Annotated in this window: 22 protein-coding genes; 14 read left to right on the plus strand and 8 right to left on the minus strand. The window is 65.7% G+C overall.

Annotated elements, in window-relative coordinates; genetic code table 11:
- Positions 1–23 precede the first annotated feature (23 nt).
- The 5 genes from CUJ90_RS01235 to CUJ90_RS01260 form a co-directional block, all read right to left on the minus strand.
- On the minus strand, positions 24–1,094 hold the full coding sequence (locus CUJ90_RS01235) for a homocysteine S-methyltransferase family protein (protein ID WP_073429315.1): 1,071 nt from the start codon (positions 1,092–1,094) through the stop codon (positions 24–26).
- Between the two features lie 252 nt (positions 1,095–1,346).
- Complete coding sequence (locus CUJ90_RS01240) at positions 1,347–1,604, minus strand: BTH_I0359 family protein (protein ID WP_007179533.1); 258 nt, start codon at positions 1,602–1,604, stop codon at positions 1,347–1,349.
- 119 nt (positions 1,605–1,723) lie between these two features.
- Complete coding sequence (locus CUJ90_RS01245) at positions 1,724–2,512, minus strand: alpha/beta fold hydrolase (protein ID WP_114161794.1); 789 nt, start codon at positions 2,510–2,512, stop codon at positions 1,724–1,726.
- Positions 2,513–2,692: 180 nt separating this feature from the next.
- Positions 2,693–3,997, minus strand: coding sequence for a DUF3108 domain-containing protein (locus CUJ90_RS01250; RefSeq protein ID WP_114161795.1), 1,305 nt, complete (start codon positions 3,995–3,997; stop codon positions 2,693–2,695).
- A gap of 301 nt (positions 3,998–4,298) precedes the next feature.
- Entirely contained in the window at positions 4,299–5,318 is a 1,020-nt protein-coding gene (locus tag CUJ90_RS01260; protein WP_412534863.1) for an IclR family transcriptional regulator, read from the minus strand.
- 19 nt (positions 5,319–5,337) lie between these two features.
- Here CUJ90_RS01260 and CUJ90_RS01265 point away from each other — a divergent pair, with 19 nt between their 5' ends.
- The 6 genes from CUJ90_RS01265 to rfaE2 all read left to right on the plus strand — a co-directional run bounded on the left by CUJ90_RS01265 (position 5,338) and on the right by rfaE2 (position 11,807).
- Positions 5,338–6,321, plus strand: a complete 984-nt coding sequence (locus CUJ90_RS01265) for a fumarylacetoacetate hydrolase family protein (protein WP_083084788.1) — start codon at positions 5,338–5,340, stop codon at positions 6,319–6,321.
- Positions 6,322–6,584: 263 nt separating this feature from the next.
- The gene (locus tag CUJ90_RS01270; protein ID WP_244219951.1) at positions 6,585–7,757 is read left to right on the plus strand and encodes an ABC transporter substrate-binding protein; all 1,173 of its coding nucleotides are present in this window, start codon (positions 6,585–6,587) and stop codon (positions 7,755–7,757) included.
- A 55-nt stretch (positions 7,758–7,812) separates the two neighbouring features.
- On the plus strand, positions 7,813–8,709 hold the full coding sequence (locus CUJ90_RS01275; RefSeq protein WP_114161798.1) for an enoyl-CoA hydratase/isomerase family protein: 897 nt from the start codon (positions 7,813–7,815) through the stop codon (positions 8,707–8,709).
- 156 nt (positions 8,710–8,865) lie between these two features.
- Complete coding sequence (locus CUJ90_RS01280; protein WP_114161799.1) at positions 8,866–9,675, plus strand: PhaM family polyhydroxyalkanoate granule multifunctional regulatory protein; 810 nt, start codon at positions 8,866–8,868, stop codon at positions 9,673–9,675.
- Positions 9,676–10,270: 595 nt separating this feature from the next.
- Positions 10,271–11,143, plus strand: a complete 873-nt coding sequence (locus tag CUJ90_RS01285; RefSeq protein WP_073429324.1) for a ferritin family protein — start codon at positions 10,271–10,273, stop codon at positions 11,141–11,143.
- A 181-nt stretch (positions 11,144–11,324) separates the two neighbouring features.
- Positions 11,325–11,807 (plus strand): D-glycero-beta-D-manno-heptose 1-phosphate adenylyltransferase, encoded by a 483-nt coding sequence (gene rfaE2, locus CUJ90_RS01290; protein WP_073429325.1) that lies wholly within the window; start codon positions 11,325–11,327, stop codon positions 11,805–11,807.
- Between the two features lie 72 nt (positions 11,808–11,879).
- Here the strand turns inward: rfaE2 and CUJ90_RS01295 are convergent, their stop codons facing one another.
- Genes CUJ90_RS01295 through CUJ90_RS01305 form a run of 3 tightly spaced genes read right to left on the minus strand, consistent with a single transcriptional unit; the run spans position 11,880 to position 13,892 of the window.
- Entirely contained in the window at positions 11,880–12,119 is a 240-nt protein-coding gene (locus CUJ90_RS01295) for a hypothetical protein (protein WP_073429326.1), read from the minus strand.
- A 52-nt stretch (positions 12,120–12,171) separates the two neighbouring features.
- Entirely contained in the window at positions 12,172–12,990 is an 819-nt protein-coding gene (locus CUJ90_RS01300; RefSeq protein WP_114161800.1) for a type III pantothenate kinase, read from the minus strand.
- Positions 12,987–13,892 (minus strand): biotin--[acetyl-CoA-carboxylase] ligase, encoded by a 906-nt coding sequence (locus CUJ90_RS01305; protein WP_114161801.1) that lies wholly within the window; start codon positions 13,890–13,892, stop codon positions 12,987–12,989. Before CUJ90_RS01305 ends, CUJ90_RS01300 begins: the two co-directional genes overlap by 4 nt.
- 106 nt (positions 13,893–13,998) lie before the next feature.
- Here CUJ90_RS01305 and CUJ90_RS01310 point away from each other — a divergent pair, with 106 nt between their 5' ends.
- The 8 genes from CUJ90_RS01310 (at position 13,999) to CUJ90_RS01345 (ending at position 21,568) form a co-directional block, all read left to right on the plus strand.
- Positions 13,999–15,132, plus strand: coding sequence for an MlaE family ABC transporter permease (locus CUJ90_RS01310; RefSeq protein WP_073429329.1), 1,134 nt, complete (start codon positions 13,999–14,001; stop codon positions 15,130–15,132).
- Complete coding sequence (locus tag CUJ90_RS01315) at positions 15,129–16,007, plus strand: ABC transporter ATP-binding protein (RefSeq protein ID WP_073429330.1); 879 nt, start codon at positions 15,129–15,131, stop codon at positions 16,005–16,007. Before CUJ90_RS01310 ends, CUJ90_RS01315 begins: the two co-directional genes overlap by 4 nt.
- Positions 16,008–16,023: 16 nt before the next feature.
- Positions 16,024–16,986: an MlaD family protein gene (locus tag CUJ90_RS01320; RefSeq protein ID WP_073429331.1), complete on the plus strand. Its 963-nt coding sequence runs from the start codon at positions 16,024–16,026 to the stop codon at positions 16,984–16,986.
- Positions 16,987–17,015: 29 nt separating this feature from the next.
- Positions 17,016–17,654 carry an ABC-type transport auxiliary lipoprotein family protein gene (locus CUJ90_RS01325; protein ID WP_073429332.1) on the plus strand — a complete coding sequence of 213 codons (639 nt, stop codon included), beginning with the start codon at positions 17,016–17,018 and terminating at the stop codon, positions 17,652–17,654.
- 31 nt (positions 17,655–17,685) lie between these two features.
- Positions 17,686–18,843: a VanZ family protein gene (locus tag CUJ90_RS01330; protein ID WP_114161802.1), complete on the plus strand. Its 1,158-nt coding sequence runs from the start codon at positions 17,686–17,688 to the stop codon at positions 18,841–18,843.
- Between the two features lie 201 nt (positions 18,844–19,044).
- Positions 19,045–19,368: a (2Fe-2S) ferredoxin domain-containing protein gene (locus CUJ90_RS01335; RefSeq protein WP_073429334.1), complete on the plus strand. Its 324-nt coding sequence runs from the start codon at positions 19,045–19,047 to the stop codon at positions 19,366–19,368.
- An 8-nt stretch (positions 19,369–19,376) separates the two neighbouring features.
- Positions 19,377–20,021 carry an alpha/beta hydrolase gene (locus CUJ90_RS01340; protein ID WP_114161803.1) on the plus strand — a complete coding sequence of 215 codons (645 nt, stop codon included), beginning with the start codon at positions 19,377–19,379 and terminating at the stop codon, positions 20,019–20,021.
- Between the two features lie 317 nt (positions 20,022–20,338).
- On the plus strand, positions 20,339–21,568 hold the full coding sequence (locus tag CUJ90_RS01345; RefSeq protein ID WP_073429447.1) for a D-alanyl-D-alanine carboxypeptidase family protein: 1,230 nt from the start codon (positions 20,339–20,341) through the stop codon (positions 21,566–21,568).
- Positions 21,569–21,579 lie beyond the last annotated feature (11 nt).

The raw sequence follows: 21,579 nt of genomic DNA on the forward strand, positions 1-21,579 counted from the left end.
GCCCGGAATCCGGGCCGCCGTTTTCAGGCTGCGTCGCGGTACTGCGTCGGCCATTGGCGCGGCTTCACTTCAGCCAGCGCCTTGGCGATCGCCGCGATATGCTCCGGCGTCGTGCCGCAGCAGCCGCCGGCGATATTCACGAGGCCCGCCTGCGCGAATTCCTTGAGCAGCCCGGAGGTATCGGCGGGCAATTCGTCGAAGCCGGTGTCGCTCATCGGGTTCGGCAAGCCCGCGTTCGGATAGCACGACACGTAGGTGTCGCACAGCTTCGCCAGTTCGGCGATGTACGGGCGCATCAGCGCCGCGCCCAACGCGCAGTTCAGGCCGAACGTGAGCGGTTTGGCGTGACGCAGCGAGTTCCAGAACGCCTCGACGGTCTGCCCCGAGAGAATGCGCCCCGACGCGTCGGTGACGGTGCCCGAAATCATGATCGGCAGACGCTCGCCGGTGTTTTCAAACAGCTCGTCGAGCGCGAACAACGCGGCCTTCGCATTGAGCGTGTCGAAGATCGTTTCGACGAGGAACAGATCCGCGCCGCCGTCGAGCAAGGCCTTGGCCTGTTCGTAGTACGCCGTGCGCAATTCGTCGAAGGTAACGTTGCGTGCACCAGGATCGTTCACGTCGGGCGAAATGCTCGCCGTCTTGGGCGTGGGCCCGATCGCGCCGGCGACGAAGCGCGGCTTGTCGGGCGTCGAATACTTGTCGCACGCCGCGCGCGCGAGCTTGGCCGACTCGAGATTCATCTCGACTGCAAGCGCTTCCATGCCGTAGTCGGCTTGCGCTACCGTGGTCGCGCCGAACGTGTTCGTTTCGATGATGTCCGCGCCCGCGGCCAGGTATTGCTCGTGAATCTCGCGGATGATCTGCGGTTGCGTGATCGACAGCAGCTCGTTGTTGCCCTTGATGTCGCGCCCATAGTCCTTGAAGCGCTCGCCGCGATAGCGGGCTTCGTCGAGCTTGTAACGCTGGATCATCGTGCCCATTGCGCCGTCCAGGATCAGAATGCGCGACTTGAGCAGCGCGGGCAGCGCCGCGCCGCGCGTGTAGGCGGCGTCGGGACGGGCTGACGGGGCAATTTGAGCAGGCTGGTTCATGGCGGACTTGGGCTTGCGCCGGCTTTTCTCGGGAGCCTGTCATTGTAGCCGCTGCTGCCCGGTTCCGCCGGGCGCGGGCCGGAGCAACCATGCCCGCAATCGGGGCATGCGCCGCGCGGATAACAAAACGGCCCAGCAAGGCAAAAGCCTGCTGGGCCGTTTCATGCTGCTGACCGCCTTATAAGGGCCGCCGGCGGAGCCGGACGGCGCGGTCGATGTAGGTCGCCAAAAACGTTGAGCCGAACCCTGCGGTTAGTGAAGAATGACCGGTTGATGCATCAGGCTGTCGAACTGGCCGAGAAATTCGTCTACTTCGTCCAGCGACGGTTCCTCTTCGATCAGCTTTTGCACGTGCTCGCGAAAACGCGCCGCCATTGCACCGTCGATGTAAATTTCGCGCTGCATGTTTTTATCGACGATCTCATAGCCACCCGACTTCATGGCCAGCGGACCTTCCTGCGGCGGAAACTCGACGACACAATAGTTGGGGCTGTTATAGATCATTTGCATGGCGACACTCCTTATTTCCGTTGGCTCCTGGCCGTTCCTGCGCCATATCTGGAGCTTGTGGTGTGGAATTCAAGGGGTGGGTCCGGGATTGACGCTCCTAAAGGTTCCGAACCTACCGGTTAGACCGGTCTTTCAAGAAACGTTTCAAGCAGTGCAGCAAAACGGTGAGCTTGCTCGACAGGCGCAAGATGAGCGGCGTCGAGTAGTTCGAACTGCGCGCCTTCGATGGCGTCTGCTACCGCCTGTGTCGCAGCAGGCGGCGTGCCCGTGTCGTGGCGGCCCGCCACGGTCAAGGTTGGACAACGTATGGCTCCCAGCTTACTGCGTACGTCGAAATCGCGCAGGGCTTCGCACGCCTTGGCGTAGCCTTCCGGCAACGTATGGCTCAGTACCTCGCTGATCTGTTCGACCGCTTCGGGGTGCGCGGCCTGAAAGCCGGGCGTCAGCCAGCGGCTCAGTGTGGCGGATACCAGCGGCGCCATCCCGTCGTGGCGGGCCGCGGCGGCGCGTTGATCGAAAAGCGCGCGGCCCTCGGGCGGCGTCCCGCCCGTGCTGTCGGCAACGGTCAACGTATCGACGCGCGAAGGGTAGTCCAGTGCGAATTGTTGCGCGACCATGCCGCCCATCGACATGCCGACCAGATGCGTGCGAGGTGCGTCGAGCGCATCGAGCAGCGCGGCGAGGTCGCGCGAAAGATCGGCGATGGTGAAGGGTTCGCTCGAGACCGCGGTTTCTCCGTGACCGCGCAGGTCGTAGCGCAGCACGGTGTAGTCGTCGCGGAAATAGCCGGCGAGCTGGTCCCACACGGACAGGTCGCCGCCGAGCTGGTGGATGAACGTGAGCCAGGGGCCGCCGCCCTCATTGCTCAGCACATAGCGCGTCTCGATGCCGTTGATGTTCACTTGCATACGGGCTCCTTGAAGGGAACGCAGTAGAAGGATCCATTCGCGCGCTGTAGCGGGCGTCGGACGACACGCCGTTACCACATCATACTCAGCGCCGCGCAAACGGTCGGAACTGTTTGTGCGAGCGAGCGTTGACGCGGAAGTTTCGCGATTTGCTCGAGACCGTGCTCGGGTCCCAGGCTTTCAGGGCTTGATGATGCCTGGGTTATTGGCGGGATCGGACGAATCGGCGGGAGCGGGTGGCGCGGGTTCCGGCCCCGGCCCGGACGGAACCGCTGACGTGCCTGAAGGCGGCGGGCTCGCCGAATCATCAGGCGACGCTGTGCGGCCATCGCCAATACCATTGGCTCCTCCCGCATTCGACGAACCGACGGCACCATTGGCGTCGAGCTTGCCGCGCCACACCAGTTCGAATTGCGTGCCGTTCGGCTCGGTCTGCAGGATTCTCGCGGGAAGCCAGCCGAGCGAAGGCGCGAGCCACACGTCGATGCGGCGCCGGTCGCCCTCGCGGCGGGGCAGGCGTTTGAAATGGCGCGTATCGAGGTAGCCCTGAGCGGTGCGGATGGTTTCGTCGCCGATCGTCTCGACCGGCCAGTTTTCGCCGCTATCGCTGTCGGCCACGAAGAATTGCCGCGTCACGCCCGGTTGGTAGGCGGCGGGATCGCCACGCACCAGGCTCGCAAGCTGCATCACCATGCTGAAACGGTCTTGCGCGCCGTCGGGCAGCGGCAGTGTGGTCGGCGTGCGCGTAAAGGCGATCTTTTTGTCGACGCGATTGAAGATCGAAATGTCTTCCGCGCGGCGGCCGCGTTTTTCGACGTACTGATCCGGCGCGAGGCCGAATGCGTCGATGCGGCCGTGGCTCGAATAGACGAATGTGCCGACGAACGGCAACGGCACGGAGACGACCATTTCGTAGTTTTGCGCGCTGCTGGACCAGTGGATCGTGCCGGGCTGGTTACGCACGCCGTTGTAGAACGTGTCGTATTGCAGTTCGCCGGATGGCGGAACGGAGAACTTCACGCCCGGTGATGCTTGCGGTGCGCTCGCGCCTGCGGGCGCGCTGGCTGCACCGGCGCCGCTGGCACCCGCATTGGAGTTCGCATTTGCGTTCGCATTGGGGGCGCTTGCCGCGGTGTCCGATGCAGCAGCCGGAGCTTGCGTCGCCGGCTGCAACGCCGTCAGCACATGTTCGCGCGGCTTGCTCGGAACTGCCTTATGCGTCGGCGCGGGTGTTGGTGCTTGCTGCGCGGCGGCCGGTTTCCGCTCGATGCGTTCAGGCGTCAGCAGCGCGACCTGCACGGGGACATGCTCGTTATCCGACGGATTCAGCGTCGCGCGGTTGCGCTCGAACCATTGCGCGGCGATCCAGTGCAGAACGGCCACCAGCACGAGAGCCGCAATCCACCGCCACGCGCGCGAGCCGGCGCGCTGCGCGGCGGGCGGCAGGCGGTCGGAGCGGCGGCGTGCGGTGAAGGGTGAGGCCATTTTTTGGCGATGAATGCGTGCGGAAGGAAGTGTCGGGATTGGACAACGCCTGTGGGCATGTGCGCGGCGGCTACCGTGAAAAACCGCCGCAAAAACCGCCGCCGAATGCCGCCGCAAAATGCCGCGAAGAACTGGCGGGCCGCATCGGCCCGCCGAGCCGCGAGGCCGGCAGCGAACGGATTCGACCGCGCCGCCGCAAACGATGTTCCGCGACGGCGAAATCGCACCCACGCCGAAGGCATCGAATCGCGTCAAGCTGGCAACGTCAGCGTGCCGACCTTATGCCGCGCGGGCTCGAACCCTAGCGGGGCGTCGCACTATACCCCAACTCATACGAGAGCTTCTGCGCGCATTCGCGCAACGCCGTATCGATCTCGCCGCCCCAGCGGATATCGAACGCACCCTCATGGCCCAGCGCCACGATGCCGAGCGCGAGTTCGCCGGTGGAGTCGAACACCGGCATGCAGAAGGCGTGGATGGTCGGCAGCAGCATGCCTTCCACGCGTGCCGCTTCATGCCGCCGCACGTCGGCGAGCACACGCTCGACCTCTTCGTGCGTGCGCGGCCCGCCCATATGGGACGAGCGGCGCGAATCGGCCAGTTCGCGTTCGAGCATCGCCGCCGTCTTGCTCGACGGCAGATACGCGGCAAACAGCAGACCGGTCGCGGAGCCGAGCAACGGCATGACGTCGCCGAGTTTCAGCGATGCCTTGGCCGGATGGCTCGATTCCATCCAGTGAACCATTGTGGGTCCCTGATTGCCCCAGACCGCGATGCCCACTGTCAGGTCGAGCCGCTCGCGCAGTTCGGCCAGCGCAATGCGCGCGAGCTTCACGCCGTCGACGCGCGCGAGCCGAGCAAGCCCCAATTGCAACGCGAAGCCGCCCAGTTCGTAGCGACCCGACAGCGGATCCTGCGCGACCACGCCAAGGCGCAGAAAACTCACCAGATAGCGATGCGCCTTCGCCGGGCTCATGCCGGCGCGTTGCGCCAGATCGCGCAGCATCATGGCGCGCGGCTCGTGGGTCAGCACGTCGAGCAAGCGGAAACCGACTTCGATCGACTGAATGCCCGAGCGCAGTTTTTCCTCGCCGGTCTCGACGCTTTCGTCGTCGGTTTCGGGCGTATCGAGCGGCTCAGCGGAGTCGGCGTTGCTGTGAATCGCGCCGGAGCGGGCAGTTGGAGGCATGAGCGAGGCGCACGGAGCGCGTTTAAACGACGGTGAGAAAGGTGCCTTGATCGGCGTGGCTCGCGGCCGAAACCTGCAGTCGCTTGGGCCGCGCCGATTCACCATCGTAGAATAGATTCCTTCCATCGTCACCAACACGGTTCACTCCCCTATGAAACTTGCCACGCTGAAGGACGGCACGCGCGACGGCCAACTGATCGTCGTGTCGCGCGACCTGCATACCGCGGCCATCGCCGACGCGATCGCGCCCACGTTGCAGCGCGTGCTCGACGACTGGACCTTCTACGCGCCGCAATTGCAGGAACTTTACGAAGCGCTCAATCAGGGCCGCGCGCGCAACACCTTCGCGTTCGACGCGAAGGAATGCATGGCGCCGCTGCCGCGCGCATTCCAATGGGCCGACGGGTCGTCGTATGTGAACCATGTCGAGCTGGTGCGGCGCGCGCGCGGCGCGGAAATGCCGCCCGAGTTCTGGACCGATCCGCTGATGTATCAAGGCGGCAGCGACGACTTCATCGGCCCGAAAGACGATGTGCTGTGCGCGTCGGAAGCGTTCGGCATCGACTTCGAGGCGGAACTCGCCGTGATCACGACCGACGTGCCGATGGGCGCCACGCCCGACCAGGCGCTCAGAAGCGTGCGTCTGATCACGCTCGCGAACGACGTCTCGCTGCGCAATCTGATTCCCGCCGAACTGGCGAAAGGCTTCGGCTTTTTCCAGAGCAAGCCGGCCACCTCGTTCGCGCCGGTCGCCGTAACGCCCGACGAACTCGGCGAACATTGGCGCGAAGGCCGCGTGCATCGGCCGATGATCGTCCACTGGAACGGCAAGAAGGTCGGCCAGCCGGACGCGGGCACCGACATGGTGTTTCACTTCGGCCAGTTGATCGCGCACGCGGCGAAAACGCGCAATCTGCGCGCCGGGACGATCGTCGGTTCGGGCACGGTGTCGAACAAGGATGCGAAGCGCGGCTACTGCTGTATCGCCGAAAAGCGCTGCCTGGAGACCATCGAGCACGGCGCGCCGCAAACCGAGTTCATGCGCTACGGCGATACCGTGAAGATCGAAATGTTCGATGAAGCCGGCAAGTCGATTTTCGGTTCGATCGACCAGGGCATCGCGCCGCTGGATTGAAGCGGCGAAAGGGTTTCGCCCGATGCCGCGGCCCCGGCGCGCCGCTACACTGACTGGCGCGGCCGCATGCCTCGGGGTGGCCCGCCGCCGTTCATCGCGAGCGTCGGCGCGCGCGGTACAAACAATCAGCAAACAAGCCGCAAAAAAAGCAGCACGACATCGGCAGTACATCAAAAAACGAAAGACCGACGTGAGGAGACAGCATGCCGCGACTTGAATCCCTTGAACCTGCAACCGGAGACGCTCGCGCCACGAAAGCCCGCATGGGCAAATCGCGTCTTGCGCTTCAGCGTATCGCCGCCGGACTCAGCGCCGCGCTCGCCGCGTCATGGCCCGCCCTGGCGCTCGCGCAGGTAAAGATCGGCCTCGTGTTGTCGCTGACCGGACCGGCCGCATCGCTCGGCATTCCCGCCCGTGACACGGCCACGCTGCTGCCCAGACAGATCGGCGGCCAGAGCGTCGAATACATCGTGCTCGACGACGCGTCCGACACCACCCAGGCGGTGCAGGACACCAAGAAGCTGATTTCGGAGAATCGCGTCGACGCGATCATCGGCTCCTCGATCACGCCGAATTCGCTGTCGATGATCGACGTGGTCGCCGACGGCGAAACGCCGATGATCTCGCTTGCGTCGTCGGCGAAAATCATCGAGCCCGTCGACGCCAGGCGCCATTGGGTCTTCAAGACGCCGCAGACGGACGCGATGATGGCCTCGGCCATCGCCGAACACGCCAGCACGCGTGGCGTCAAGACGATTGCGTTCATCGGCCAGGCCGACGCGCTCGGCGAGACGTTCTACGTCGAGGTCGCGAAGTTCGCGCAGTTGCATCGCATCAACGTGGTCGCGAGCGAGCGTTTCAACCGCACCGATCCGAGCGTGACCGGCCAGGTCCTCAAGATTCTCGCGACGAAGCCCGACGCGGTGGTGGTGGGCGCCGCCGGCACGCCCGCCGCGTTGCCGCCGAAGACGCTCAGGGAACGCGGCTACAAAGGGCTGATCTATCACAATCACGGCGTCGGCAACAACGACTTCCTGCGCGTGTGCGGCGCCGATTGCAACGGCACGTTCCTGCCCGCCAGCCCGGTGCTGGTGGCCGCGCAATTGCCGGCCGATCATCCCGCGAAACGCCTCGCGCTCGACTACATCGCGCGCTTCGAAGCGCTGCGCGGACCGGGCAGCGTGTCGGCGTTCGGTTCGTACACGTGGGACGCGGGCATGCTGCTCAGCAACGCCGTGCCGGTCGCGCTGAAGACGGCCGCGCCGGGCACGCCGGAGTTTCGTCGCGCGCTGCGCGATGCGCTCGAAGGCACGCGCGGTCTCGCGGACACCAACGGCGTGGTCAACATGAGCGCCACCGACCACCTCGGGCTCGATCAACGAGCGCGCGTGATGGTCGAAATCAGAAACGCGAAGTGGGTTTATCAGTCGCGCTGAACGGGTTTTTAGCGCAGCGGTTTCAACCGATGCATCGATCGACGGATTACCTGCCATGTCTCACGCACCCTATCGCAACGACGCGCATTACGCGCACTACCAGGCGCTTCAATTGCACCGCCATCCGCACGGCGTGCTCGAAGTCGTGATGAGCGGCGAGGGCGCGAACCGCAGCGCACTCGCCACCGCCGACGCGCGGATGCATTTCGAGCTCGCCGAAATCTGGCGCGACATCGATCGGGATCCTCAAGTGCGTGTCGCGATCATTCGCGGCGAAGGCAAGGGCTTTTCGGCGGGCGGCGATCTGCAACTGGTCGAGGACATGGCGACCGATTTCGACGTGCGCGCGCGCGTGTGGCGCGAGGCACGCGATCTGGTCTACAACGTCATCAACTGCAGCAAGCCGATCGTCTCGGCGATGCACGGCCCGGCGGTCGGCGCGGGGCTCGTGGCGGGCCTGCTCGCCGATATCTCGATCGCGGCGAAGACGGCGCGCATCATCGACGGGCATACGCGTCTGGGCGTCGCCGCCGGCGATCACGCGGCGATCGTCTGGCCGCTGCTGTGCGGCATGGCGAAAGCGAAGTATTACCTGATGCTGTGCGAGCCGGTGAGCGGCGCGGAAGCGGAGCGGATCGGCCTCGTATCGCTCGCGGTCGACGAAAACGATCTGCTGCCCAAGGCCTTCGAGGTCGCGCGCAAACTGGCCGACGGCTCGCAAACGGCGATTCGCTGGACCAAGTATGCGTTGAACAACTGGCTGCGCTCGGCGGGGCCGGCGTTCGATACGTCGCTCGCGCTGGAGTTCATGGGGTTTGCCGGGCCGGATGTGCGCGAAGGCGTGAGTTCGCTGCGCGAGCGGCGCGCGCCCGACTTCGGCGGAGCGGATCCGTGGAGTGGGCGGCCGCAAAAGTCGGCCCGCGGCGCTGCGTCGGACGACGAGAATTCCTGAGGCGCGGCGGCGCGCAGCCTACGCAGCGTATCAAGATGCGCCGGCAAAAAACGGCCACGAGCGAGACGCAAAAGCAGGCGCCTCGCACGGTATCATCGAATCAGACGCGCGCGGGACGGCGCTATTTCCTTCCCTTCAAGCAGCGAGGCGACAAGCATGACCGATACACCTGGCTCCACGCCGCCCTTTCCCGGCTTCCCTGGCTTTCCGCCCGCTGAAATGCTCGACCAGATGTGGGGCATGATGCGGCTCTCTCCGTTCGGCTCGGCTTTTTCCGGCGCGCAACCCGGCGCCGGCCTCGGGCCGTCGCTCTCGATGATGTCCGACATGATGGCGCCGCTCACCAGCGTCGAGGAACTCGACAAGCGCATTACCGACATGCGCGCCGTCGAGCAATGGCTCAAGCTCAATCTGAGCATGTTGCAGTCCGCCATTCAGGCGCTCGAAGTGCAGCGCGCGACGCTCGCCACGTTGCGCGCGTTCGGCGCGTTCGCGCAGGCGTCGATGGAACAGCCGGCTGCATCCGCCGCGCCGAGCCCGTCACCGGCGACCGGCTGGCCGCATTCCGACGCGCCGCGTCCAGCCTCTAGCAGTGCCGGGCCATCGGGGGCATCGTCTCCGGGCGCGGCCGAATCGGCGGGCGATCAGGACGAGGCCCCCGCGACCACTCCCTTCGACGCCTCCGCGTGGTGGAACCTGCTGCAATCCCAGTTCAATCAGATCGCCCAATTCGCGATGACACAGCCCGCGGCGGGCGCCGCAACAGGCAGTTCGCCGACGGAGTCCCCGGAAGAGGAGGCGAAAGCGCCGGCGTCGGGAGGCGCGCAGCCGTCTGACGCGCGCGAGGAGCCCGAGTCGGTGCCGCAAGCCGCGCCCAGGCGACCGGCGGCGAAGCGGGCATCGACATCCACGAAGCGCACGGGCAGCGCGAGCGTGAGCCCGCGAGTCGCGAAAAAGTCCGTTTGACGGCGGCAATGAAACGGGGCGCGACTGGCGCGGCATCGACATAGACGACGCAAAGCGCGCAAAAGACGCACGAACGGGCGGTGCCCATTCAATCGAGAACTCGAATTCACCGCCTGTCATGGTTTTGCCCCAGATCGTCCACCACACTCGCTGGATCGCATGGTTCATTGAGGCAGGTCAATCGGGCACCGCACTTGCGGCCGCTACCGCGAGGGTCCCGTAAAGTCAGCGTGCTATGATTGTGTAAGCTTTATCTGGCTTTTGGGCGTGCGCTGAAAACAACCAATCCAGCCGCCCTTGCTCCATTCGCCGCCGGCACCACCGGCGCAGGGCTGGACGGCGCGGCTTCATCGCAAAACTGGCTCGACCTCAGGCACAGGGTATCCCTCACCCACGGTTGGCCGCGCAGCGCGTCATCAAGATCAGGCGCCCGCGCAAACGCCCGGACTTCTTGCTGCCCGGCGCATCCAGGCAGCCGATTACCGCGTAAAATTGAATGCTTGGCCGGCGAACGGTGCGTTCGTTCGTCGTCAGCAAAAGTGCTACATGTAGTAGTGACAGACACAGACAGTATGCGCAGAACAGGGGTGGGACTATGAACACCATGCTTTATCCGGAACTTTATAAATCGCTCGAATCCGTTCGATGGGACATGGAGAAAGACATTCCCTGGGACAAGTTCGATGCATCGCTCTTGACCGACGAGCAGGCCGCGACGATCAAGATGAACGCGATCACCGAATGGTCGGCGTTGCCCGCCACGGAAATGTTTCTTCGTGACAACCACCACGACAGCGATTTCTCCGCGTTCATGAGCGTGTGGTTCTTCGAGGAGCAAAAGCATTCGCTGGTGCTGATGGAGTATCTGCGCCGCTTCAAACCGGAAATGTGTCCGACGGAAGAAGAACTGCACGCCGTGCGTTTCGAATTCGATCCGGCGCCGCCGCTCGAAACGCTGATGCTGCACTTCTGCGGCGAAATCCGCCTGAATCACTGGTATCGCCGTGCGGCAGAGTGGCACACCGAGCCGGTCATCAAGCATATCTACGAAACCATTTCGCGCGACGAAGCGCGTCATGGCGGCGCTTATCTGCGCTACATGAAGAAAGCAATGGCGCAGACCGGCGACATCGCGCGCGCGGCCTTCGCCAAGATCGGCGTGTTGATGGCGTCGGCGCGCCGCACCGAAAAGCCGCTGCACCCCACCAATCTGCACGTGAACCAGGCGCTGTTCCCGCGCGACACGATTCAGTCGCGTCTGCCGGATCCGGAATGGCTCGAACGCTGGCTCGACGAGCAAATCCGTTTCGACGACGGCTGGGAAAAGAAGGTGGTCGAACGGATCCTGCATAATCTGTCGATCCTGTTCGAGCGCACGTTCAATACGGCGCAGGAATTGAATCGCTACCGCAAGGAAGTGGTTGCGCGCTTGCAGGCCGACCAGAAATCGGCTGGGCAGCCGGCTTGATGGCTGTGAATTCGCTGGCTTGAGTTTGCCGGTATGAGTCGACTCCGGCGGCGCTCGCGCCACGAACAGGTCTTACGGTTTCAAAGAACGGTCCGGCAGGCGTGAGCTTGCCGGACCGTTTTGCTTCGTGCCGCCCAACGTGTATCGTGGCGGCACTTTCCCGTTTCTTTCCGACTCCGTCATGGCTGCTACTTTCGAACGCAAGATTCTCACGCGCGATGCGCTGGTCGAGCTCCGTCCCTCGTTGAGCGCGCCGGTGGTATTTACCAATGGGGTATTCGATATCCTGCATCGCGGGCATGTCACGTACCTGGCGGACGCGAAAGCGTTGGGCGCCTGTCTGATCGTCGGCGTGAATAGCGACGCCTCGGTCCGCATGCTAGGCAAGGGCGACGATCGGCCTATCAATAACGAGGCTGATCGGATGGCTCTGCTGGCGGCTCTGGAGAGCGTCGATTACGTGGTGTGCTTCGGCGAAAAGACGCCTGTCGAGTTGATTTCGGCACTGCGGCCGGATGTGCTCGTCAAGGGCGGTGACTACGACATGGATGCGTTGCCCGAGTCGGCCATCGTGCGCGGATGGGGCGGGAAGGCGTTGGCGATCCCGTTCGAGCATGACCGCTCGACCAGCGCGCTGCTGAAGAAGGTTCGCACGCAAGGCTGAACGACGCGCTCGCTCGCGCGCCGCGCAAGTCTCATGTGCTTACGCGCTGTCTGCGCCCCTTCGTGCGTCTGCTTACTGAGGCAAGGCCGATGCCGCGATCGGCGCGGCCGGCGCCGGGCCGCCGACTACCGGCTGGTCGGCGGCCTGAGCCGGCGTGATGGGTTGAACGCGCAACCACTCCGGATGGACTTGCCGGTTCAAATGGTTAGGCTCGCGTCCTCCGGCTGTGGGCGGGGGCCCGAATACGCCGCGCACCGCGACGAATGCCAGCAGGTTGGCAAGAAAGAGTATGGCGATCAGCCAGCGCAGCATTGTTGTTCTCTCACTCCGAAAATCGGGCCGCCGTTATCTTGATGGGCGGAACTCAGGCGCCGCGTTGCATCGCGCGTTCGGCGGCAATCAGCGCAAGACCGGACAGCACGAGCGAATCGTGGCGAGTATGCGGCACTTTGAGCGCGCTTGTCACTTCATCGGCGGCGCCGCCGCTCACTACCAGACGCACCGGCACCTGCCATTCTTCCTGCAAGTCGCGCCACATCCGCTCGATCAAGCCGGCTTGCGCCAGCGTGCAACCGGCCGACAGCGAACGCGGCGTGTCCGTCGCGAAGAACGGGCCGCGGTGCGCCGCCCGGAGCGTGCCGCCGGCGTCGAGCAGGCCGCGCGCCGCGTCGGCGTCGAGCGTCGGCAGTTGCGCGGTGTGCTCGCCCAGTGAGCGCATCATCAAGGTCCAACCCGGCGCGATCAGGCCGCCGACAAAACAGCCGTCCGCCCGCAACGCCTCCAGCGTGGTCGCCGTGCCGAACGTCGCGATCAGCAGAGGTTCGCCGGGAAACGCCGCGTGCGCGCCGATCATGCCGGCCCAACGGTCGCTGCCGAGCGCGTGCGGCGTGGTGTAGCTGTTGGTCACGCCGCATTGCCGCGCGCAGGCGCGAATCGTCGTGAGCGGCAATTGCGGCCAGCGAGTGGCAAGCAGCGCTGTGATCCGCGCCGCGACGCCATCGCCCGCGACGTTCGATAACCATGCGCTGCCGGGCGTCGGCAAGTTCGACCACTGAAGAGCGTCTTCGGCGCCGTCGTGCGCCAGCGCCCCCGACGCGATCCGCGCGCCGTCCGCCCGCACCAACGCCCACTTGATGCGGCTATTGCCCGCATCGATCAGCAGATAAGGCGCACCGTTCGTCATGCGGCACCGTTGGCGAGACGCAGCGAGACGTCGCCGGTGGCGATGGCCTGGCGGCCCGCAGCCGTGTCGAGCAGCAATTGACCCCGCTCGTCGACGCCCGCCGCCACGCCGCGCGCCAGTTCCTCGCCTTGCTCCAGCAACACGACTTCGCGCCCCGCGTACGCATGCACGGCGTTCCAGCGCGCCTGGAACGCCGCGAAGCCGTCGGCGCCGAAGCGCTGCAGCGCGGGTTCGAGCGCGTTCAGTTCGGCGGCGAGCGTGTCGGTGAGATTCGCGTTGGGCAGCGCGCGTTGCAGTGCCGTCGGCGCGGTGCCGCGCGCCTGCGGCGGCGTGCCGGCGTTCAGTGCCCCGACCTTGGCCGCCAGTTCGTCCGCGCCCTTCACGTTGGTGCCGATGCCGATCACGACGGCGCTGGCCTCGTCGGTGCTCCACGCGGTTTCGATGAGGATGCCGGCCAGTTTGTCGCCTTCGAGCAGCACGTCGTTCGGCCACTTCAGCGCGATCTGGCCGGGACCCGCGACCGGCAGCGAACGCAGCCCGTCGACCAGCGCCACGCCGACAGCGAGACTTAGCCCCGCCAATCCTTCGAGAGGGCGCGGCAGCACGCACGCCACCGAAAACAGCAGCGCATTGCCGGGCTCCGCATACCAGGGACGGCCGCGGCGCCCGCGCCCGGCCGTTTGCAGATACGCGACCCGCACGATCGGACGCGGCAGCGCACCGGCCTTGCGCGGCAACGCCTTGACGCGGGTCATGAGGTCGGCGTTGGTCGAGCCGGTTTCCTCGACGATTTCGATCGGCCAGTCATGCGCGTGCGGGCCGAACAGCGCGACGGCGCGCTCGCGATCGATACGCCAGTCGGCGGCCGCGGCGGCCCGGGATGAGGTCTTGTCAGCGTTCATGTCCGGTATTGTAGCGACAGCCAACCGGGCCGGCCGCCGGCACGATCTATCCGCCGCGCCTTCGCTACAATGGCCGCTTAATCCGATAACCAGATTCCTGCGATCCTTGAACTACGACACTCCGCCCGGCCTTGAAGTCGCGGCCGGCAGCCAGGGCAAGATCGTCCGGCTCTCGGGCCAGTGGACGGCGCTCGCGCTCGCGCGCGACCGCGCGACCGGACACGTGATTCCCCAGTTGCGCTCGCTGATAGGCGCCACGGGCATCCGCCAGTGGGACCTCTCGGGCATCGACCGGATGGACCACGTGGGCGGCCAGGCGCTATGGCGCGTGTGGGGCCACCGGATGCCGCCGGACACCGAGCTCACCGATACGCAGCGCGATATTTTCGAGCGCATCGCGCTGCTCGACACGGCGCGCGAAACGGCCGAGCCGGTCGTCAAGTTCGATCCGTTCACGCGGCTCGGCCTCGCGATCTTCTCGTTCTTCGAGCATCTATATGGCGGCGTCGGCATGCTCGGGCGCGTCGTGCTCGATCTGCTGGCGATCGTGCGCAAGCCGAAAATCACGCCGTGGACCGAGATCTCCGCGAACATCTACAACGCCGGCACCCGGGCGCTGCCGATCACCGCGCTGGTGGCGTTCCTGATCGGCATCGTGCTCAGCTATCTGTCCGCGCAGCAACTGCGGCTCTTCGGCGCGAACCAGTACATCGTGAATATTCTCGGGCTCTCGGTGATCCGCGAACTGGGGCCGGTGTTGTCGGCGATCCTGGTGGCGGGCCGTTCGGGCTCGGCGATCACCGCGCAAATCGGCGTGATGCGCGTGACCGAGGAACTCGACGCGATGCGCGTGATGGGCATTCCGCACGGGCTGCGGCTGATCCTGCCGCGCGTGATCGCGCTCGGCGTGGCGATGCCGCTGCTCGTGATGTGGACCAACATCATCGCGCTCGCCGGCGGCGCGCTGGCCGCCAAGATCGTGCTCGGCATCGACATGAGCTACTTCGCGCGCGCGTTGCCGGGCGTGGTGCCGGTCGCGAATCTGTGGATCGGCCTCGGCAAGGGCGTCGCGTTCGGCATGCTGATCGCGCTCGTCGGCTGCCATTTCGGTTTCCGCATCAAGGCCAATTCGCAGAGTCTCGGCGAAGGCACGACGACTTCGGTGGTGACCTCGATCACCATCGTGATTCTCGCGGACGCGGTGTTCGCGATCCTCTTCCAGAACGTGGGGCTCGGATGATCGCGCCACTTACCCAAGCCGTGCGCGGCCAGCCGATGCCCTCGATCGCCGAGCCGGTGATCGAGGTAATCGACGTGACCAAGCGCTACGGCCGCAACATCGTGCATCAGCACCTGAATCTGGACGTGCGGCGCGGCGAGATCGTATCGATCGTCGGCGGCTCGGGCTCCGGCAAAACCACGCTGGTGCGGCAGATTCTCGGTTTGGAGCGGCCGTCGTCGGGCACCATCAAGCTGTTCGGCGAGGACCTCGCGACCATCTCGCCGGAAACCGCGCTGCTGATGCGCAGCCGCTCCGGCATGCTGTTTCAGCGCGGCGCGCTGTTCTCGTCGCTCTCGGTGTTCGACAACATCGCGCAGCCGGTGCGCGAACTCGGCCAGGTGCCCGAGGACCTGTTGCGCGACATCGTGATGCTCAAGCTGGAGATGGTCGGTCTGCCGTGCAAGCACGCATCGAAGATGCCGTCGGCGCTGTCGGGCGGAATGATCAAGCGTGTAGGCATTGCGCGCGCGATCGCGCTCGAACCCGAACTGCTGTTTCTCGACGAACCGACCGCCGGGCTCGATCCGCAGGCGTCCGATGAATTCGTCGAACTCATCTCGGCGCTGCATCGCGCGCTGGGCTTGACCGTGGTGATGGTCACGCACGATCTCGACACGATGGTCGCGCTGTCCACCCGCGTCGCGGTGCTGGCCGATCGCAAGGTGCTGGTCGCCGCGCCGGTCGAGGAGGCGGCGGGCGTCGATCATCCTTTCATCCGCGAATATTTCCTCGGCCTGCGCGGGCGCCGCGCGTTGCAGGCGCTGCCGCCGGAGCGCCGCGCGAAACTGCCGCGCGCGGCGCTCGAACCGGCGTCGTCCGAATTGCCGCTGTGAACCAGGGAACCTGACAATGGAAAACAAATCACACGCCTTCTGGGCGGGGCTCTTCACGATCGTCCTGCTGGTTGCGATCGCGGTGGCGGCTTTTTTGTTCAACGTCGACCGTTCCGTGCGGGTGCCGTACGATCTGATCGCGCGCACCAACGTGACGGGTCTTTATACCGACGCGGCGGTGCGCTATCGCGGGCTCGACGTCGGCAAGGTGCAGTCGATCAAATTCGACCGGGCTCATCCGGGGCAGATTCTGATCCGCATCCTCGTCGACACGCACGCGCCGATCACCCATTCGACTTTCGGCAGCCTCGGTTTCCAGGGGGTGACGGGCATTGCCTTCATCCAGTTGGACGACAGCGGGCGCGATCCGTCGCCGCTGCCGTCGTCGCCCAAGCAGGTCGCGCAGTTGCCGATGCGTCCGGGCTTGCTCGATCAATTGCAGCAACGCGGCGACGTGCTGCTGCGCAAACTCGAAAAAGTCGCGGACGACGTCGATAATCTGCTGTCGCCGGAAATGGCCGCTCAACTGCAAGGCACAGCGGCCAGCATCCAGAAGGCCGCCGACGGTGTGGCCACGCTGACCCAGCAGGCGGCGCCGGTCGCCGGCAAGCTGCCCGCCACGATCGACCAACTGGATCGCACGCTCGCGTCGACCAATCAGTTGATCACCAGTCTGAACCGCCCGGACGGTCCGTTCGAGACCAACCTCAACAAGGTCGGCGCGGCGGCGCAGCAGGCGGGCGACGCGTTGACGTCGATGAACGGCTCGCTGCAGGAGTTGTCGGCGCGGGTCGGCTACGACACCTTGCCGCGCGTCAATTCGCTCGCCGAGGACGTGCGCTCGGCGGCCCGTTCGGTGGACCGCGCGGCCGATACGTTGAGCAGCAATCCGCGCAGCGTGCTGTTCGGCGCGCCGGGCGCGGCGCCCGGACCTGGCGAGGCCGGTTTCAAGTGGCCCGCCGCCCGCGCCGATAAATGATTTGAAGGTTTTGAAGAAGGAAGATGGTTATGTCACGCTCGATTCACCGATTGTTGTCCTCGGGATGGTCCACGCGCGCCGCGCTGGCGGCGCTGCTCGCGTTCGGCGTGCTGGCTGCGGGTTGCGCGGGTAATCCTGCGGCAATCTCGGACATCCGCTACGATTTCGGCCCGCCGAATCAGGCCGCTTCGGCGGGCCAGTTGCCGGCTGTGAAGATACTCGACGTCAGCGCGCCGGGCATGCTCGAATCCGACAAGCTGATCTACCGGCTCAGCTACGCCGACGCGCAGCAAACCGCCGCCTACGCGAACAGCCACTGGACGATGCCGCCCGCGCAGTTGCTGACCCAGCGTCTGCGCAACGCGCTCAGTTCGAACGGCACCGTATTGACGGGCGCGGACGGCGTGCGCGCACCGGTGCTGAAGGTCGATCTGAGCGAGTTCGAGCAGGTTTTCGACAGCAGTTCCCAGAGCCACGCGGCCGTCACCGCGCGCGCCACGCTGACGCAGAACGGCAAGGTGATCGGCCAGCGCACGTTCGTCTCGCGTGCGCCGGCCAGTTCGTCGGACGCCGCCGGCGGCGCGCAGGCGCTCGCCACGGCCAGCGACGATCTGGTCGCGCAAATCGGCGCGTGGCTCGGCGTGCAGGCGCTGGTCGCCGCGCAATGACCTCCCGGCGGCGCACGCAACGGAGCGCTGCATGAGCGAAAAGCCCTGGCAGCGGCGCCCGTCGGCGCTCTCCCGGCAGGCGCTGGTGCTGTATGCCGCGCTGATCGTCTACGGTTCGTGGTATCCGTTTTACGGTTGGCGCTCGCTCGGCCTCGCACCGTTCGCCTTTCTGTCCGATCCCTTGCCGCAGTACCTCACGGCCTTCGACGTGATCACCAACGTGCTCGGCTACATGCCGTTCGGCGCGCTCGTGGTGCTCGCGGTCTATCCGCGCTGGCGCGGCCCGCTGGCGGTCGCGTTGGCCTTCGTGCTGGGCGGACTGCTGTCGGGGACCATGGAGGCGGTCCAAACCTATCTGCCCACGCGCGTCGCTTCCAACGTCGATCTGGCCGCCAATGCGCTCGGCGCGCTGCTCGGCGCGGCGATCATGTCGCCCGCCACCGGCGCGCTGCTCGATCGCGGCTTGTTGCGGCGCTTGCGGCTCCTGTGGTTCGAACGCGACCGTGCGGCGCTCGCGTGCCTCATCTTCTCGTGGCCTTTCGCGACGATGTACCCGGCGCCCCGCCTGTTCGGTCTCGGCAACTGGCCGCGCGCGTTGTGGCTGCGCTTCGATTCGACGACACAGGATGCGCTGCTCGCATGGACGCCGCTGCGCTGGCACGTCGGCGCATGGCCGGCACGGGTCGCCGCGTGGCTGCCCGTCGACCTGTGGGAAGCGGCGATCACCACCCTCAATCTGTTTGCCGCGCTCGCGCTGGCGTCGCTGGCGGTGCGCCGTCATGCGCCGCGCGTGCGACTGTTGATCGCGTTCATCGTCATGACCTTGGGTGTCAAGGTGGGCGCGACGTTTCTACAGTCGCAGTCGGGTCTGACATTCGACTGGGCGACCTCCGGCGCGCTCGCCGGGCTTGCGTGCGGCACTCTCGCGGCGCTGCTGGCGCTGCGCTTGCGGCGCCGCTCGCGCGCGGCGCTCGCGGCCTGCGCGCTGACGGTCGCGCTGGTGTTCGTCAATCTGCTGCCGGTGAATCCGTATTTCGACGTGGTGCTGGCGGACTGGCGGCAGGGGCGGTATCTGCATTTCAACGGTCTCGCGCACTGGCTCGCGTGGATCTGGCCGTACGCGGCGCTGGTGTGGCTCGCGTTCGTCGTCGAGCAGGCGTGGCTCAAGCGGCGCGTGACGCACGTTTGACGGCGCGTGGGGCGCCGGCTGCCAGGGCGCGTGAAGGAGCCCGGTGCGGCCGCCACCTCCACACGTGGCGCGGACCCGCCGAAGCACGGCCCGCCGCCCAGCGATCGCGAGCCCCGCTCGCTATAATCGTCCGCATCACCGACAGGCGCGCCGTGGCGCATCCAGCGCCCTCTCCACTCTTACAGCCTCGCCACCGCACACATGGATTCCTTCTACAAGTACCACGTTTTCTTCTGCCTCAATCAGCGCGAACCCGGCGCCGATCGCCCAAGCTGCGCGAACTGCAACGCCCAGGCGATGCAGGAGTACGCGAAAAAACGCGTGAAGCAACTCGGCCTCGCCGGCCCCGGCCAGGTGCGAATCAACAAGGCCGGCTGTCTCGACCGCTGTGAGCTCGGCCCGACGCTCGTCGTGTACCCGGAGGGCGTCTGGTACACGTATATCGACGAGAGCGACATCGACGAAATCGTCGATTCGCATCTCGTGAACGGCAAGATTGTCGAGCGCCTGAAAATCGATCAATAAGCGTCCCCATGAACGTACACACGAAGAAGTATCTGATCGACGGCCCGGTCGGCAAGATCGAGGTCGCGCGCGATCTGCCCGACGGAACCCGTGAAAACGGCGCCGCGCCGCGCGGCATCGCGCTGGTCGCGCATCCGCATCCGCTGTTCGGCGGCACGATGGACAACAAGGTCGCCCAGACGCTGGCGCGCACGCTCGTGCAGTTGAACTACGTGACGTATCGCGCGAATTTTCGCGGCGTCGGGCAAACGCAAGGCGAGCATGACGCGGGCATCGGCGAGCGCGACGATCTGCGCGCCGTGATCGATCACATGCGCGCTGAAGCCGGGCAGGGCGATCTGCCGCTCGTACTCGCGGGTTTTTCGTTCGGCACGTTCGTGCTGTCGCACGTCGCCGCGAAGCTGCGCGAGGAAGGCCAGGCAATCGAGCGCATGGTGTTCGTCGGCACGGCGGCGAGCCGCTGGGAAGTCGCGCCGGTGCCGGACAACACGCTGCTGATTCACGGCGAAACCGACGACACCGTTCCCATTCAATCCGTTTACGACTGGGCCCGGCCGCAGGAATTGCCGGTGATCGTGATTCCGGGCGCCGAGCACTTTCTGCATCGCAAGCTGCACATTCTCAAGCGGATCATCGTCGACGCGTGGCGCTGAAGGGCGGGCGGCGCGCGTTTTCCGGGGTACAGGTACGCACAAACGGCAATTAATCGCCGCGCCCCGCGCATGGTTGGCGAGATAGCGCGCGTATAATGGGCGCTCTTTTTTGGGCGCAGCGCCGCCCACCCGGCAGTTCGCGCGACGCGTGGCTTCTTCTCGCGCGCAGCGGTGCCGGATGCGGGCGTGCTGCGCGAACCGACCGCGTGGCCGGAAGTCCAATGGGCGCCGCGCCGTTTTACGGCCAGACGCTCGCCGACCGGCTCTTCCAACAATGCGCCCTGCGCACGATGTACTTTTCCGCACGAATCGACCCTATGCGTTTCTCAACTTTCGGCCGCACGTCATTTCCATCCGCTGTTTCCTTCGTTCCTAATACGCTTGGCCGTGCCGTCACCCTCGGCATCGTGTTGCCGGCAACCCTCGTTGCCAGCACCGCGTTCGCGCAAGTGCCGCCGCCGGCGGTGAACGCGCGTTCGTGGGTGCTCGTCGACGCGACCAGCAACCAGGTGCTCGCATCCGGCAATCCCGACGAGCGCGTGGAGCCGGCGTCGCTCACCAAGCTGATGACCGCGTATCTCGTCTTCGAGGCATTGCAGACGAAGAAGATCACGATGGAGCAAACGGTGATGCCGGGCGAAGCGGTGCGCCGCGTTCGCACCGACGAATCGCGCATGTTCATCGAATCGAATAAGCCGGTCACCGTGCACGACCTGGTGTACGGCATGATCGTCCAGTCGGGTAACGACGCGGCGATCGCGCTGGCCGAACTGGTCGGCGGCAGCGAGTCGCAGTTCGTCAACATGATGAACACCGAGGCGCAGCGCCTCGGCATGAAGAACACCCATTTCGCCGACGTGAACGGCATGCCCGATCCGCAGCACTACACCACCGCGGGCGACCTCGCGGTGCTGTCGGCGCGTCTGATTCGTGACTTTCCCGACTACTACAACATCTTCTCGGTCAAGGACTTCACGTACAACAAGATCAAGCAGCCGAACCGCAACCGTCTGCTGTGGATCGACCCGACGGTCGACGGTCTGAAGACCGGCCACACGCAAGCTGCCGGCTACTGCCTGATCGCGAGCGCGAAGCGTGAGCTGCCGGGTACGCCCGGCGCGGCGCGCCGTCTGGTCACGGTGATGATGGGCGAGCCGAAGGAACACGACCGCGTGCAGGACAGCCTGAAGATGCTGAACTACGGCTACACCGCGTACGACACGGTGCGTCTGTACAAGGCGGCGCAGGTGGTGGGCACGCCGCGCGTCTACAAGGGCGCGCAGGACACCGTGCAGATCGGCGTGAAGAGCGATCAGTACATCACCGTGCCGAAGGGCATGGCCGACAAGGTGAAGCCGCAGATCGAGCAGATCGATCCGCTGATCGCGCCGATCGCCAGCGGTCAGCAGGTCGGCACGGCGAAGCTGGTTGCCGACGGCAAGGTGCTGGCGCAATTCCCGGTGGTCGCGTTGCAGGCCGTGCCGCAAGCCGGCGTGGTGGGCCGCGTGTGGGATTCGCTGATGCTGATGTTCAACAAGAAAAAATAAGCGCCCAATCG

This window comes from Paraburkholderia terricola, assembly GCF_003330825.1.
In the GTDB taxonomy this organism is placed as follows: domain Bacteria; phylum Pseudomonadota; class Gammaproteobacteria; order Burkholderiales; family Burkholderiaceae; genus Paraburkholderia; species Paraburkholderia terricola.